Here is a 16,187-nt window from a genome sequence, read left to right on the forward strand (position 1 = left end):
TACGCATCACACGACATTGCAATATGAATATCAGTTGATGCCAGTATTTTCAATTTCCGTTATCAATATGCCTTGATACGATCCGCCGCGTCAAGAAGACATCACAAGGAAAGAACAAATGAAAGAGACAAGCCCCCTTCCCTCATTGCCCGCGCCTTCGGTCGCAGGCGAGCCCGAATGCATCTGGCCCGCCGGCGCCGAGCTCGGCGAGGGCACGCTCTGGTCGCAGCGCGAACAGGCGCTCTACTGGATCGACATCCTCACGCCGCGCCTGTTCTGGTTTCGCCCCGCCGACGGTGCACGACGGGCCTGGCAGTTCGACGAAGAGATCACCGCGATCTCCGAGCGCGCGACGGCACCGGGCCTGATCCTCACGCTGCGCCGCGGCTTCGCGCTCTTCGACACGACACAGCTGCCGGGTGCCGGCGCGAAGCCGCACTACCTGCACCAGCCCGAACCCGAGCGCACCGGCAACCGCTTCAACGACGGCAAGTGCGACAGCCGCGGCCGCTTCTGGGGCGGCAGCATGGACTTCGACTGCAAGGCCCCCACCGGCGCGCTCTACCGCTACGACGCCGACGGCCGCTGCACGAAGCACGACGACGGCTTCGAAGTGACCAACGGCCCGACGTGGTCGGCCGACGGCCGCACCATGTATTTCAACAACACGGTGCTGAACAATCTCTACGCCTACGACTTCGACATGGAAGCCGGCACCGTGTCGAACCGGCGCGTGTGGCACCGCTTTCCGAAGCCCGATGGTCTGCCCGACGGCATGACCACCGACGCAGCCGGCCGGTTGTGGATCGCGCACTGGGGCGGCTCCTGCGTGACTTGCCATGACCCGGTGAGCGCAGCCGAGCTGTGCCGCATCGCGCTGCCCGCGAGCCACGTCACCGACTGCGCCTTCGGCGATGCCGACCTGCGCACGCTCTACATCACGACCGCGCGCAACGGGCTTACTGCAGAACAGCAGGCGGCCGAGCCGCTGGCGGGTGGGTTGTTCAAGGTGCGCATCGACAGCCCGGGTGTGCCGGCGGCACTGTTCGCGGGCTAGAGCACCTCTCTATGCACGAAAGAATGATCGCGCACTAGTTCACGCAAAGCGCAGGCACCTGATGCGGTGTCATTGCCGTTGGCACATGGGCTCCCAGAATCCCGCCCAAACAAGTTCTTCGCCCTCGGCACGAGAGGCGATCACTATCCAGGGAGCCCAATGTCCAACTTCGACGGCGCGCACGTGCGCGCCCCGCTGCCATGAAGCGGCGGGTAAGTATCCGCACGCCTGCGGGCGATGCAATTCAATTCCACCGCCTTGCGGGCCGCGAGGCACTGAGCCAGCTCTACAGCTTCGATCTCGACCTGCTGGGCAGCGACAACGCAATCGACCCGAATGCAATGCTGGGCAAGCCCGCCAGCATTGCCATCAAGACCGAACGCGGCGGAGTGCGATACCTCGACGGCATCGTCACCAGATTCGGTCTCTCGCGCGAAGACGACCGACACTGCTTCTACAGGATGCAGCTGCGCCCATGGCTGTGGCTGGCCACGCGCCGCAGTGACTTCAGGATCTTCCAGGACCAGAGCGTTCCCGAAATCATCACGGCCGTGCTGGAGCGCTACGGCTACCCGCTCGAACAGAAGCTCAGCCGAGACTACCGGCGCTGGGACTACTGCGTGCAGTACGGAGAGAGCGACTTCGACTTCATCTCCCGGCTCTGCGAACACGAGGGCCTGTACTACTTCTTCCGCCACGAAGAAGGGCAGCACGTGCTGGTCTTCGCCGATGACATCGCCAGTTCGCATGGACCGCTGCCCGGTGGCGAAGAGCTCCGTTTCCACGTCGATGAACAAGCCGGCATGACGGGCGGCTTCGATGCGGGCGAGCGCATCTACGAATGGGCAGCTTGCGAAGAAGTCCGCTCAGGCCGGTTCCTCCACGACGACTACGACGAACTGCACCCCAAGGCAGACCTGAGCCAGTCGCAGCAGAAGCCAAGCGGCCACGACCACGACCGCTACGGGCTGTACGAGTGGCCCGGCGGCTACACCCGGCTCGCAGACGGTGAAGCCTATGCGGCCATCCGCAACGAAGAACAGCTGAGCGAGCGCAGCCGCGCAAGTGGCCGCTCCAACAGGCGCGACCTTGCGCCGGGTTTCACCATGCGCCTGGCAGAGCATCCCCGCACCGATCAGAACCGGCAATATCTGCTGCTCGGCGTGAGCTACGACCTTCAGGAAAATCTTCAGGCCACAGAAGGTGCAAAGGCCTCCGAAGGCTCCGTGCAGCGTTTCGCCTTCGACGTGCAGCCCACGAGCAATCCGTGGCGGCCCCGTCGCACAACGACCAAGCCCCGCACCCACGGCCCACAGACCGCCGTCGTGGTCGGCCCGTCCGGCGAGGAGATCTGGACCGACCAGTACGGCCGCATCAAAGTGCAATTCCACTGGGACCGCATCGGCCAGAACAACGAGAACTCCAGTTGCTGGATGCGCGTGTCTTCGAACTGGGCCGGCGCGAACTTCGGCGAAGTAGCGCTGCCGCGCATCGGGCAGGAGGTAATCGTCGACTTTCTCAACGGCGACCCGGACTACCCCGTCGTCATCGGCCGCGTGCACAACGCCGACCGGATGCCGGCATGGGCCCTGCCCCACCAGAAGCATCTGGCCGGCTACCGCAGCCGCGAACTCGGCGGCGGTGAGCGCGGCAACCATCTGGCGCTCGACGACACGAGCGGCAAGGTACAGGCCCAGCTCAAGAGCGACCACCTGAGCAGCAGCATCAGCCTGGGGCACATCGGCCGCATCGAAGACACCACCGGCCGCCAGGACGACCGGGGCCAGGGCTTCGAGCTGCGCACCGACGGGCACGGCGCCATTCGCGCCAGGGCCGGCCTGCTGGTCACCACAGAATCGCGCCCGAACGCACAGGCCCACATCACCGACATGCGCGAGACCGTGGCGCGGCTCACGCAGGGGCGCGACCTGCACGAAGGCCTGAGCCAGATGGCGCAGGAGGCCAGGGCGCACGAATCGGGCGATCAGGACGAAGTGGCCCGGGAACTGAAGGAACAGAACGACGCCATCAGGGGAAGCGGCGTCGACCCGGAGCAAGGCCAGTTCCCTGAATTCCGGCAACCGCACCTGACGCTGGCCAGCCCGGCGGGCATCCAGGCCACGGCGCACGGCTCGACACACGTTGCGAGCTTGGGTCACAACGCGTTCACCAGCGGGGCGCATACCAGCGTGAGCGCGGGCAAGAGCCTTCTTGCAAGCGCGAGGGACGCGGTGCGCCTGTTTGCCTGCAGGGCAGGCATCCGCCTGATCGCCGGCAGCGCGGACATCGACGTTCAAGCTTTGCGCAACAGCATCAACCTCCTGGGCAGGCTCAACATCAAGCTCGAGGCCGAGCGCATCACGATCACCGCCAAGGAGGAAGTGCTGATCACCGGTGGCTCGAGCTTCAGCCGTTGGAACGCGCAGGGCATCGTGCACGGCACCAGTGGACTGTGGCGCGAGCATGCGGCGACTCACAGCCTGATGGGGCCGGCCAGACGGACGCCGGAAGTTATGAACCGGGATGTGAAGGCGGCTTTCGATCGAGAGCTCATCTTCCATCACCTTGACGAGAAGAACACGGCTGCGGCCAAGCAGGTGTTCAGGCTCACACGCGGTGGCGAATCGCCGACACCGGAGCCCACGGCCTCGTCTGATGCTGCCGGGCTTCCCCGTACACACACAAGCGCCTCCGGTGCAATCACCGGCGCCGATGGCACCACGCAATTGCAGCGCTCCGATGGTCCCGAGACCTACAGAGTGCTCTGGATGGGGAGGAAGAAATAATGGCTGTCCAAGGCGAAGAAGAAGACATCTGGCTGGATCTCAGCCTCGGCATAGGTGGCTTCGCAGATGTGGCCGTTGTCACGACACCCGTAGCCGACAAACGCAAGGTGCGCGTGCGCGTTCCGCCGGGTAAGCTCATCCCCATCGTGTTCCTGCCCGGGATCATGGGCAGCAACCTGCGACTATCCAAGGCACGACAGGCATTGCTCAAGCGCAGCGACAACATCGCCTGGCGACCCGACGATGCCGTGGACGGCTGGAACCGACGCAACGCCGAGCCGGCCGACCGCCAGATGCGCCTGGACCCCGACGAAGTGGAAGTTGACCGCTATGAAGTCACCGACGACGGCACCGGTCGCTTCGATGCCACGGGCGACGCTACCGTCAGCTCCGACAAGCGCCACAACAACGTGCCCGACGATCTGGGTCGCGTCGGCAAGCTGCTGATCGACGACCCCAAGGCCGACCCGAACCATCCGCTGGCGAACAACAGGCTGAGCTTCACGGCCGCGCAGAAGGCCCGCGCGCGCGGCTGGAGCGAGGTGATGTTCAAGGCCTATGGCGACATCATCAAACGCATGGAGTACCAGCTCAACGACATGCTGCGAGGCCACGGCGCAAACGCAAAGCTCTCTCCGATCTGGACTCCTGCAGGCAACCACCCCGGGCCGGTACGGTCCGAACGCGCGGTCATGCGCGACCCTTCGGCCTTCGGCGCCACGGGGGCGGCAGCGCTGACCGAGGCCGAGATCAAGAGGATCGGCAACTGCTGGTACCCAGTGCATGCCTTTGGCTACAACTGGCTCAAGAGCAACGGCGAGGAGGCCAAATCACTCGCGCCGAAGATCGAAAAGCTCATACAGACCTACAACGAGAACGGCTTCCACTGCCCGGGCGTGATCCTCGTGACCCACAGCATGGGCGGCATCCTGGCGCGTGCGCTGATTCATCCGGACTACGGAAACATCAAGAGCAAGGTGCTGGGCATCGTGCACGGGGTGATGCCCACGACCGGCGCGGCGGCGGCCTACAAGCGCATGCGTGCGGGCTTCGAGGGAGGCGGCATCGAGGACAACATCATCCAGGGCGTGCTCGGGGACGATGGCGCAAAGGTGACTGCCGTGCTGGCCAATGCGCAGGGCGGGCTGGAACTATTGCCCACGGCTGCCTACGGGATGCAGTGGCTGCATGTGCAGGATCAGAACGGCAACTTTCTGGCCAGGCTGCCGCAGGGCGATGCGGCGGACGAAATCTATGCGCTCGGACCGCAGAAGTGGTGGCGGCTGATCAATCCGGAGTGGATTGATCCGGCAAGGCAACTCGGGAAGCCGCTTCAAGAGGGAGGAAAGACGAAAGAGCAGATCGGGCCGAAAGCAACGATGCGGCGAGTCATCAACGCAATGAAATTCGCCAACGCCATCGAGAACACCTTCCACGAGCGCACGTACGCCCATTACGGCAACGATCCGGAACACCGCGCCTGGAACGAGGTGTCGTGGCGTGTGGTCGATGGCGACGCAGCGAAGGCAGGCGACCCGGCCAACTGGACGCTGGTGCCCGGCGAGAAGGGCGACAACAAGAAGGGCCTGCTGAAGGTGCGCGGCAGCTACGGAGTGGAACTTACGCTGAAGCTCCAGCCACCCCTTGCAGCGGCCGACGGCACGGTGCCGGTGGAGCGTAGCGCGAGCAAAGTCAAAGCCAAGGTCAAGTTCACCCAGCGCGGCTACGACCATCAGGACAGCTACAAGAACCTTGATGCCGGTGCCTCAACGCTGTACGGCATTGTGCGCATCGCCAATGACTTTGACCCACCATGGTGGGACAAGAAGGACTGAAGCGCCTCATCTCATTCACGACCAAAGAAAGGACCTGATGACCAATCCTCGCATTGAACGGCTGTTCGAACATACCAAGTTGCTGTGCTTCGGGCGCTATGTATTGACTGCACCTGTGGAATCGCGCCTGGCCTTTGGCCGAGACTTCCCGACCCTACCCAACCAAGCCAAGGACATCGAGAAGGTGATGGAGGCTGATCGGGCAAAAATCCTTGCGGCGCACAAGACAGCCGAGATCAACTACTTCGGCAAAGGCCCAGCGCCGAGCACATGGCTGATTCGGTCCTACATGGATGACACGGCCAAAAAACTTGGGTTGGAAGGATTTCGCGTCTACTACATCGTTGGACCGCACATCTTCAAAGGCGGAGATGGAACGGACAATGGCGAAACGGCGGAGTCCATTCTCGATTACGCCAGCGATACAGCCAAAAACTTGCGAGCTCGTGAGCCCGACGAAGTGCCCAACGAACAAGGTCTTTGCCACGAGTTCGGCTTCCGCCAACTGGATGGCTCCAAAGGCAACGTGCTCACGCAAGTCGGCCTTCACATGGCGTCGTTACCCGACGTGGTCTTCAGCGTCCAAAGCAACCAGACCATCAACGCCAACTTCCCCGGCAACAGCGACGGCCTGCTCAAACTCATCGCCGACCGCAAGCGCGAGGCTGGCAGCAGATACCCCAAGCTCACAACCTTGCGCGAGGGCAAGAAGAAGATTCACGGCTGGGACGGCGAAGAGTCGCTGGTGCGCCGCCCCGACGGCACGCAAGACTTCGAGTGGATGTTCATCGGCGAGAACGGCGGCAGCGTCGCGCGCCCCGGCAATCTGAGCGTGGCGATGCGCACCAAGGTCCAGGCAGACCGCGTCGGCGCGGCCGCGGCCTCTTCGCTCAACGACGAAGAGGCCATCGCGCTGTGGGACAAGCTGCTCGACGGCCTGAAGTTCCGCGTGGCGGTGCCAGGTGCACCTGCCGATGCGGTGGCAATCAAGTGAGCAGATCAGGGAGGAATCAATCAATGACGAAAAACATCATGAATACGGGTGACGCTCCGTCTGACCCGAAGGCGGCCTCGACTCTTTCGCGCCGGCGTGCCTTGCAGGCCGTAGGGACCATGGCTGCATTGCCCTTTTGCCCTGTGGTGCTGGCCTATGCCGAGCCAGCGCATGCGGCGCAGTTCGTGGCCAACAGGCTGTGGCAACCAACAGCACATCCGATTTCCAGCCGTCGCGGACCGCTCGAGGCTCTGTGAAGTGATTCAGATTGCGGCGATGGCTTCACGCGAAGAAGCGGTGCTCCGTCGCACTGCGAAACACCTCCCCCGGCCGCAGCACCGTAGACGGAAACCCAGGCTGATTCGGTGAATCCGGATAGTGCTGCGTCTCCAGGCACAACCCGTCCCCCTGCCGCAGACTTGCACCCGCGCTGCCCATGAGGCTTCCGTCGAGAAAATTGCCCGAATAGAACTGCACGCCGGGCTCGCTGGTGTGCACTTCCATCACACGGCCTGTGGCCTCGTGCTCCAGCCGTGCCGCCAGAGCAAGGCCGCGATCGACCTGAGCACGGTCCAGCACCCAGTTGTGGTCGTAGCCATGCGCAAGCAGCAACTGTTCGTGGTCTTCGCGGATGCGCTCTCCGATGTGCGTTGCAGTACGAAAGTCGAACGGCGTCGAAGCCACATCGGCCAAGCCAGTCGGAATCAGCGTCGCATCCACCGGGCAGTAGCGGCTCGCGGCGATCATCAGCCGGTGGTCCATCACCGAGCCGCTGCCTGCGAGGTTGAAGTAGTCGTGGTGGCTCAGGTTCAGCACCGTGGGCTTGTCGGTCAGGGCGCTGTAGTCGATGCGCCATGTGTTTGCGCTCGCGCTCAGCGTGTAGCGCACTGTCAGCTGTACCTCGCCGGGGTAGCCTTCTTCGCCGTCGGCGCTGGTGTAGCGCAGCTCGATGGCGATGTCGTCGCCGGCCTCTTGCGCCGACAGCGGCACGATGTCCCAGAAGCGCGTGCCGAAGCCCTTCGCACCGCCGTGCAGCGAGTTGACGCCATCGTTCAGCCCCAGCTGATGCACCGTGCCGTCGAGCGTGAAGCGCCCCGCCGCGACGCGGTTCGCGAAGCGTCCGACGATGGTGCCGAAATGCGGATGCGGCTTGAGGTAGTCGGCAAGCGTCGGCAAGCCCAGCACGATGTTCGCGCTGCGCCCATCGCGGTCGGGCACGCGCAGCGCGGTGACGATGCCGCCGAGGTTGATGGCGCTCAGGCTCAGGCCGCGGCCGTTGTCCAGGGTGTATTCGGTGACGGCGCGGCCGTCGGGCATGCGGCCGAACTCGCGCGATGTGATGCTGCTGCTCATGTGTCTCCTGCCTGCCGGAATTGTTTAGGGGAACAACGCCTCGCGCGCGCACTGCGAAGCGGTGCGCAGCGCGATGCGGTCCTTGAGGTCATGGTAGTCGGGCGGCTCGGCGGCGTGCGTGCGCAGTTCGATGCGATGACCGGCCTTGGATACAGCGTCGGCAAAGCGCTCCTGCAGCGCGAAGGGCGTGTTCCTGTCGTCGCGGTTGCCGATCAGCACGATACGCCGTGCCGGGTCGCGCACGATGCCGCCCACGTGGTCCAGCGGGTCATAGAACTGCGCGCTGCCGGTAGTGTCGGTGCGGCCGTCTTTGGAGCGGCCCAGCAGGCGCGCGCGCTCCAGCAATCCGTAGGCACCCGAAGTCAGCACCGCGCAGGCCACGCGCGTGCGGCCCAGCGTGAGCAGCGCGGCGCCCGCGGTGGCACCGCCGCTATGGCCGACGATGACGATGCGCTGCAGCCTGTGGCGCTGCATGAGCGCGTCGAGCGCGGCATCGAGCGCGTGGAACTCCACCAGCTGGCGGCGCTTGCGGTGGTCGCCCGAAGAGCCGTACGTGCCGGGCCGCGCCACGAAGATCCACGGCACGCCCGCGCGGTCGCGGCTGCGCTGTGCATCGAGCGTGCGCAGGTCTTCGGTGTTGTCGGGAATGCGCGTGGGCGCCTGGTCCATCACGCTGTCGCGGTCGCCCGAGAACTGCACGATGGCGATGCGCGCGCCCTCGATGTCGTCGCTCGCGAAGTAGCGGATGCAGGCGGGGCCCTCTGGGGTCTGCACCCACAGGTAGCTGTTGCGGTCGGGGCAACCGGCGCGGTCGGCGGGCTGGTTCCAGTGCAGCACTTCGTCGTTGGCCGCGGCGAAGGGCCGCGGCACGTCGGGGCCGGTGCGCTGCGCGCAGGCGGCCTGCGCCAGCGCGAGCAGAACGAGGGCGCAGCGCGCATATCGACGGAAGAGGCTCGATGCAGTCATAGCCGTTGCAGCAGTGCGGGGATGCTACCGAAGTCGGATCGGTCGCGGTCGCCCTTCACCAGCACCAGGTCACCGTCGCGCAAAAAGCCTTCGAGATAGTTCGCGAGCTGCACGGCGTTGTCGAAGTGCGGGCCGAGCAGATCGGCGGGCACTTCCTCGCGCAGCCAGCGCATCTCTTCGCCGTGCGTCACGAGATGCTGGATGCCCGAGGCCAGCAGCGGCCCGGCCAGGCTGCGGTGCATGGCCTCGGCGTCGTTGTCGAGATTGACGATGCGCCCCAGCACGCCGATCTTGCGCATCACAGGGCCGCTGCTCTCCGCGCGCTGCCAGGTGCGGACGAACTCCATCGCGTTATGCATCGACATGACTTCGGCGTTCCAGCTGTCGTCGATCAGCGTGGCCTGCACGCCGGCCTGCGTGCGCAGCGCGCGCACCTGCATCACCGAGGCCGGCAGGCGCACGTGCGGCATGCGCGCGCAGGCGGCCTCGCCATCGAATCCCATGGCAAGCAGGGCCGCGAATGCGAGCGCCGAGTTGCGCACCAGCCCCGCGCTCTCGACCGGAAACAGGTACTCCAGCGTGCGCCCTGGCACGGCAATACGCACGCGGCAGCCGCCGCCGGGCTCGGGCCGGATGTCCACAATGCGCAAGTTGGCCTCGGGCCCGGCGCCGACCACCCAGACGGCGCCCGCCGTGCGCGCAGCCGCTGCCACCACCTGCTGCAGGCAGGAAATGTGATCGGGCACGATCGCCACGCCGCCGGGCTCCAGCCCCAGGAAGATGCGCGACTTGTATTCGGCCGTGAGTTCCAGCGTCGAGGCCTGGCGCGTCTGCGACAGGCCGATCTCGGTGATGAGTGCCACGTGCGGCCGCGCCACCAGCGAGATAGGGCCGCGGTCCATCCATAGCCCGCTTTGCGCCATTTCGAGGATGCACACGTCCACGTCAGGCCCGAGGTTGGCCAGCATGGCAGGCACGCCGACGCGCGAGTTGTAGTTGTCGATGGTGGTGTGCACGCGCGCGCGCTCGGGCAGCAGGTCACGCAGCATCGCGATGGTGGACGACTTGCCGACCGTGCCGGTCACGCCCACCACGAGGCCCTTGTAGCGCGCCCGCGCGGCGGCGCCCATGGCGAGCATTGCCGCAATGGGGTCGTCCACCTGCAGCAGCGGGAAGGCCGGATCGAGCCCGTCCACCGCGTGCGCGACCACGGCGCCGGCCAGCTCGGAGTGCAGGCGGGGCAGTTCGAGGTGGCGGTCCCAGTTGTCGGTGCGCGGCTTGCTGTAGTTCTCGTGCGCGGCCAGTGTGCGGTAGTCGGAGGCGACGAAGAGCGAGGGCTTCGGCAGCAGCCCCATGTGGACCGGGCCGCGCACCACCGAGTTGGCGAACCAGCCCGGCGGCGGCTCGACGAGCCATCGGCCGCGCGTGGCCTTTTGCAGTTGCTCGGCGGTCCACACGGGCGCGGGATCGGGGCCCGCGCCGGGGCGGTCGGCCATGAGCACTGGCGCTGTGCGTTCCGGCAAGGGCGTAGGAGCGTCCGGCACGCGCAGGCCGCACCACAGCGCGAGATGGCGCGCGGGCGGCAGGTCAGGCAGTGTGCCGCGCACGCTCACTTCGAGCTGCAGCACGTCGCTTTCCAGCAGGCCGCCGCGCGGCGGGCGCAGGCCGTAGCGGTCGCGGTAGATGCGGCCGGGCTCCCAGCGGCTGGTAGGCCACATCCAGTCGCAGGGGTCGTGGTCCATGCTCTCGCCCCAGGGCGGCATGCGGGTGCTGCGCATCGGCATCGCGCGGAAGTACAAGCGCAGGTCGGCTGCGATGGGCTCGTCAGCGGTCCAGAAAGATTCGACCCACAGCATGCGGCGCCCGACGATCTGCCGCGGCGTGCAGCGCAGGCCCACGAGGCGCAGCGGGCCGATCTGCAGTGGCGTGATGCGCGCGTCTTCGGGCACGGCGTCGACCAGCCATTCGGGCCGTGGTGTCTGTACCGGCTCCACGACAGGCGCCGGGCTGAAGACTGGTGCGGCCGCAGAGGCCGAGTCGGGCCGAAAGGCAGGCCGCTCGGGCGGCGACAGTCGCACCGCGCAACGGCCGCCAGACACCAGAATCATCTCCGTCCCGAGCGCGCGGCATTGCGCCGCAAAACGTTCGCTCAGCGCCTGCGCCTTGTCGCCTTCGAGCTGCCGCGAGAAACCGAAGCCGACGCCAATGGGTGTGAACATCACCTCCTCGACACCGCGCAGGCCCAGCGTCAGCGAGAACACGCCCGAGTCGCCGAAGTCGTTGCGTACCGAGTCGAACAGCAGGTCGCCGGCGTCATGCAGGATCGGCCGGCCGCGATAGATCTCGATGCCCTGCAGCACATGCGCCGAAGTACCGAGGATCGCGTCCGCGCCGGCATCGACGATGGCGTGGCCGACGGCGATCTCGGCCTGCGTGGGTTCGGTCTCGAGGTTGGCGCCCCAGTGCACAGCCACCAGCACTACATCGGCCTCGCGGCGCGCGGCCTCGATGCGCGGCGAGAGCGTGGCGGTCCACTCGGCAGGGTCGTCCAGCGACAGCCAGGCGGCGCCCGCACGCTCGGCCGTGGCGGCAAATTCGGGCTGCGTGGCGTCGAGCGAGAACAGCGCCACGCGCACGCCGCCCGCGCGCCGGAACGCCGGGCGCAACGCGGCCTCTGGCGTACGGCCGGTGCCGGCGTGGGCGATGCCCGCCGCGTCCAGCAGGCCCTGCTGTTCCATGAGCGCATCGGGGCCATAGTCGCCGCTGTGGTTGTTGGCGGTGGTGACCATGCCGATGCCGGCCTCGGTCAGCACCGCGAGCATTTCGGGGCGGGCGCGGTAGTAGTAGGGAGCCGTCTCGTCCTTGTCGACGCCCTGCTCGCCAATGGTGGCGACCACGCATTCGAGGTTCGCGATGCGCAGGTCGGCCTCGCGCAGCGCGGCGATGTCGCCGAGCATCTTTTTCGCGCCGCCGAGTTCGTGCAGCCGGTAGTGCTGGCGGCGCGAGAGATTCACGTCGCCGCCCCAGGCAATGATGCCGGTAGCTGTTGTTGCCTGCGCGTCTTGCTGTGCCTCGCGCTCCTTCAGCATCCGGTGATACGCCACGTACCCCGAGAGGTAGTGCTCCACGTCGTCGATGCGCACGCGAAAGCTGTGGTGCTTGATGAAGAACGAGCCGGCGATGCGCGCCGGGTTACGGAAGAACATCGCCAGCTCGGGCCAGAAGTGGCCATTGGCGAGGTAGCGCGCGCGGTATGCCAGCGCACGGTCGAACTTGTCGCGGTCGAGCCCGGCCAGCAGCAGGCGCAATGCGGGATCGGCTTCGAGCCGCAGCACCATGTCGCGCGCGGCCATCATCAGTTCGAGCAGCGTGGGAAAGGTGGTGATGCGCTCCAGCACGAAGTCGAGATAGCCCGCCACGTTCTGCAGGCCGAACTGGTAGTAGCGCGTCTCGGGCCGGTAGCGCGTGAGCTCGTTGACGCAGTAGCTCAACCAGTGGTCGTGCGCGCGCCAGTGCTCGGCGGCAATGAAATGATCGAAGGCCTTCTCGACGACCGCGAGCCAGCGCTCGTCGCGCGTGAGGCCGTACAGCCGCATCAGGCCGAAAGCGGCCTCGCCGTCGTAGTAGATGACGCGGAACCTGTCCTTCACGTCGAGCGCGGGCGCATTCAGCACGTGCACGAAGCTGCCCGTCTCCGCGTCCTGCATGTGGCGGATGCCGAGCGCGAGCTGCTCCAGCAGCGGCAGGTATTTCCTGTCGCCGGTGAGCTCGGTGTACTTGACCAGCGCGAGCAGGCACACGGCGTTGCCACCGAGCTTGATCTCGCTGCCGATGTCCAGCAGATAGGCGGCGCGTGTGCCGTCCGGCAGATGGGCCGGGCGGATCAGCGTGCCGGTGAGGAAGGCCAGCGAGCGGTCGATGGCGGCCTTGAGCGTGTCGCTGCGCGTGAGCTCCCACGCTTCCAGCATCGCGTAGGTGGAGCTGGCGTGGCGCAGCGTGTTGTAGGTGGGGATGGCGCGGTCGAAGCAGGGAAACCAGCCGTAGTGGAACTCGCCCGTTGGCTTGACCTGTTCGGCGAGGTAGTTGCCGGCGTTGTCGACCAGCGCATGGACTTGCCGCGCATTCCATTCGCGCAGCTCGCGAAATCCGGCCGCCTGGCCTTCGGCGGTGATGGGCCATGCGCCCTTCGCATCCACGTACACGGCCCGCGTGGTGAAGCACCAGACGGTCGTCGCGTCATCCGCAGGAAAGTCGATCTCGCGGCCGAAGCGCCGCTTGCAGTGCAGGCGCAGGTTGCCGGTGTTGGGCTCGGCATGCTCCACGTCGCCGTTGTAGAGGATCGCGCTGCCGTGCATTTCCTGCGCGAGCAGCGCGAACTCGAAGCGCGCGTCGAATGCGATGCCCTCGTTGAAGTAGTTGCGCTTGGTTTTGGCGAGCTTCGCCTTCAGCGCGGCCCAACTCATGGGCGTGACCTTGTCGACCACCTCGGCGCGCAGGCGCTGTGGTGCCTGGCCGGTGCGCCTGGCTTTCTCGGCGGCGGCGCGCCATGCGGCGTCGATGTCGGCGCCGCGCCCCGAGACCACGCGGGCCCGGCTGTCGTCTTCACCAGTGGCAAGGAACACCACGCACCCTGCTTCGCCGGTGGCGGGCGTTGCCGCGGGCAGCACACCCGCCGGGTCCGCCAGGGCTTGTCTGGCGCGATTCAACAGATCGGCAAGAAAATTCTTCGAGTCGTTATTCATGCAGCCGCGAATGATGACAGGCCCAAGCGTGGCCTGCCATCCCGGCAATCCATGGAAACCGACTGCAAGCCGGCCCCGATCTGACGACCGTCAGCTGACCGCCGACTGACCGCGCGGCCACAGCCGCAGCAGCTCGACGCGACGGTTCTTCGCGCGACCTTCTTCGTTGGTGTTCGGCGCCACCGGCTCCTTGGAACCGGCGCCGCGCGAAGTGAAGCGCCGCGCATCGAGCCCCGTCTTTGCAAGCGCCGCAATCACCGACACGCTGCGCCGGCGCGAGAGGTCGGCGTTGTGCGGCTCTTCGCCCTGCGCGTCGGTGTGGCCCACCACCTGCACGCGCAGTTGCGGGTTGCTGCGCATGAGCTTGGCGATCTCGTCGAGCGTGGGCTGCGAGTCGGGCTTGATGCTGTCCTTGTCGAGGTCGAAGTGAATGCCGTAGAGGCTGATGCGGCCGTTCTCCGCCAGCCCCTTCTGCATGGCCGTGGCATCGACGAAGACGATCTTGTCGCTCTCCATCGCCTTGCTCTCGACCACGCGCACGAAGGCGAAGTTGCCGCGGCTGTTGCCTTCGGCGAGCGCGATGCTTGCGTAGACCTTGCCGTTGGGGCCGTCGTATTGCGCGAGGAGGTAGCGGCCGCTGTTGTCGAAATAGTTGCTCACGAACTGGCGCCCGCGGCCGATCATCGGCCACTCGGGCGTGTCGATGGTGTTGGCCAGCACCGAGACGTCGGTGAACGGCGTTTCGCGGTCGGGGTCTTTCTTGTAGCAGCTGCTGTCGGTGGTGGCGCACGCGAACAGTGTCTGGAAGCCCTTGGCCTTCAGGCCAGCCTCGTAGTTGCGTTGCACTTCGAGCAGCGAGCGACCATCGGGCAGGCGGTAGTAGTAGAGCGAGACCTTACCCGCGACTTGCAGCAGGCGCGGCTTGGGCACGGGGTCGCCCCAGTTCTGGATCGGTTCGCGCAGCAGGCCGGCCTCGTCGTAGTCCTTGCTCTGGAAGGCATCCATCACCGAGCCTTCGTAGCGCCCGACCAGCGGATGGTCTTTGGCGGGCTCGGCGGCCGATGTGACGGTGGCGGCCGCGAGCAGCGCGGCACACGCCAGTAGTTGTTGCAGGCGCCGGCCGAAGTTGGGCCGGAACGCGGAGAGTGAATGAGCCATTGTGGTTGTCCGTTTTCCATGCGAATCGCGCCTCGGATGAGGCGCGATTCGAAGGTATCGGCGGCTCGTTGTGCGGGCAATAAGCCGTTTGGCATGCCTGTTAAGAAGAAGCTTTTAAGAATGAGCACTGGGTGGTGAAAATTTGTCCCTGCTCGCTGAACGATCGCGCCGATGGGGTGCCTTGCGCAGCGAAATAAAGGAGGAGGCCGAAGGCCGGGGGACATTCGCGGAGCAAGGTACCCCGTCGGCGTGATCGCGCCCGAACGAGCCACGCCAACACTTCAAGCCCACGCCTCCATCACCGCACTGCGCACGGCATCAACCGCCACAGGCCGCCTGCCCTCTGCCGGCGCAACCCAACAAAGCCACGTGTGCGAACGCCATCCGTTCCAGATCGCGAGTTCGCCATTACGCTCGCCCTGCTCTGCCTGGTCGAGCCGCATCAGGCCCGCGCCCATGCCGCTTGCGACCATGCTGCGGATGGCGCTCTCGCCATCGGCCGTGCGGCCCTGGCGGTATTCACGGCCTGCGCCGGCGAACAGCTTTTCGAGATGCACGCGCAGGATGCACGAAAGCGGCGTGCCCACCCATGGCAGGTTCGTAAGCTGGTCCAGCGAGAGGTCGGGATGCGCTTCAGCCACCGGCAGCGGCAGGGTCACGACGAGGTCGATCACGCCGAGGCGGTGCAGCTCCAGCCCATCGATCTGCTCGCCGTCGCTGAGAACGTAAGCGCAGTCGAGATCGCCGCGCTGCACTGCCGACAGCGTTTCGTACGACAGGCCCTGCTTCAGCTGCAGCGCGACCTGCGGATGGCGCTCAGCCAGCTTCACCAGCACCTCTCCGAGCCGCAGCGCCACCGGATCGACCACGGTGCCGAAGCGCACCACGCCCTGCGCCGCACCGCGCAGCTGGTCGGCCGCCGAGCGCATGCGCGATGCGGAAGCCAGCGTGCGCTCGGCCTCTTCCAGCAGGCTGAGGCCGGCCTCGGTGGGCGACATGCCCTTCGGCGTGCGTTCGAACAGCTTCACGCCGAGCTCGTCTTCCAGCGCCTTGAGCTGGGCACTCACTGCCGGTGCGCTGGTGAACACGCGCTCGGCGGCGCGGGTCAGGCTGCCTTCCTTGGCGATGGCGACGAAGGTCTTGAGTTGGTAGAGCTCCATGGGAGCGGATTGTGAGCTTGGCAGCGGCTTCAGTCTGTTCGCTTTTTTGGAGACCCCTGTCCAAAGAAGCGAATGGCATTTGCGGGCCCCAGCACCGATTCTTGGGGCATTGATTCATTGCAAGAAAAGGCTTCCC

At 66.1% G+C, this 16,187-nt stretch carries 10 protein-coding genes; 5 read left to right on the plus strand and 5 right to left on the minus strand.

The annotated features are described in order from the left end of the window. Positions 1–118: 118 nt before the first annotated feature. The 5 genes from BLW48_RS03600 to BLW48_RS34900 all read left to right on the plus strand — a co-directional run bounded on the left by BLW48_RS03600 (position 119) and on the right by BLW48_RS34900 (position 6,929). Entirely contained in the window at positions 119–1,057 is a 939-nt protein-coding gene (locus tag BLW48_RS03600) for an SMP-30/gluconolactonase/LRE family protein (RefSeq protein WP_093172658.1), read from the plus strand. A 200-nt stretch (positions 1,058–1,257) separates the two neighbouring features. Beyond that, the gene (locus BLW48_RS03605; protein ID WP_093172660.1) at positions 1,258–3,843 is read left to right on the plus strand and encodes a type VI secretion system Vgr family protein; all 2,586 of its coding nucleotides are present in this window, start codon (positions 1,258–1,260) and stop codon (positions 3,841–3,843) included. After that, positions 3,843–5,678, plus strand: coding sequence for an esterase/lipase family protein (locus BLW48_RS03610; RefSeq protein ID WP_093172662.1), 1,836 nt, complete (start codon positions 3,843–3,845; stop codon positions 5,676–5,678). The genes BLW48_RS03605 and BLW48_RS03610 overlap by 1 nt, the downstream gene beginning before the upstream one ends. Before the next feature lie 37 nt (positions 5,679–5,715). Continuing rightward, positions 5,716–6,672: a T6SS immunity protein Tli4 family protein gene (locus BLW48_RS03615; RefSeq protein ID WP_093172664.1), complete on the plus strand. Its 957-nt coding sequence runs from the start codon at positions 5,716–5,718 to the stop codon at positions 6,670–6,672. 23 nt (positions 6,673–6,695) lie between these two features. Next, positions 6,696–6,929 carry a hypothetical protein gene (locus BLW48_RS34900; protein WP_143047712.1) on the plus strand — a complete coding sequence of 78 codons (234 nt, stop codon included), beginning with the start codon at positions 6,696–6,698 and terminating at the stop codon, positions 6,927–6,929. A gap of 25 nt (positions 6,930–6,954) precedes the next feature. On the opposite strand, the gene BLW48_RS03620 is transcribed toward BLW48_RS34900, so the two are convergent. The 5 genes from BLW48_RS03620 to BLW48_RS03640 form a co-directional block, all read right to left on the minus strand. Further along, complete coding sequence (locus tag BLW48_RS03620) at positions 6,955–8,025, minus strand: aldose epimerase family protein (RefSeq protein WP_093172666.1); 1,071 nt, start codon at positions 8,023–8,025, stop codon at positions 6,955–6,957. Between the two features lie 24 nt (positions 8,026–8,049). Further along, the gene (locus BLW48_RS03625; protein ID WP_093172668.1) at positions 8,050–8,991 is read right to left on the minus strand and encodes an alpha/beta hydrolase family protein; all 942 of its coding nucleotides are present in this window, start codon (positions 8,989–8,991) and stop codon (positions 8,050–8,052) included. Beyond that, positions 8,988–13,733 (minus strand): CapA family protein, encoded by a 4,746-nt coding sequence (locus BLW48_RS03630; RefSeq protein ID WP_093172670.1) that lies wholly within the window; start codon positions 13,731–13,733, stop codon positions 8,988–8,990. Before BLW48_RS03630 ends, BLW48_RS03625 begins: the two co-directional genes overlap by 4 nt. A 90-nt stretch (positions 13,734–13,823) precedes the next feature. After that, the gene (locus BLW48_RS03635; RefSeq protein WP_093172672.1) at positions 13,824–14,891 is read right to left on the minus strand and encodes an OmpA family protein; all 1,068 of its coding nucleotides are present in this window, start codon (positions 14,889–14,891) and stop codon (positions 13,824–13,826) included. 281 nt (positions 14,892–15,172) lie between these two features. After that, positions 15,173–16,051 (minus strand): LysR family transcriptional regulator, encoded by an 879-nt coding sequence (locus BLW48_RS03640; protein WP_093172674.1) that lies wholly within the window; start codon positions 16,049–16,051, stop codon positions 15,173–15,175. Positions 16,052–16,187 lie beyond the last annotated feature (136 nt).

Origin of the sequence: Variovorax sp. YR266, assembly GCF_900107295.1 — a bacterium.
Taxonomy (GTDB): Bacteria; Pseudomonadota; Gammaproteobacteria; order Burkholderiales; family Burkholderiaceae_C; genus Variovorax.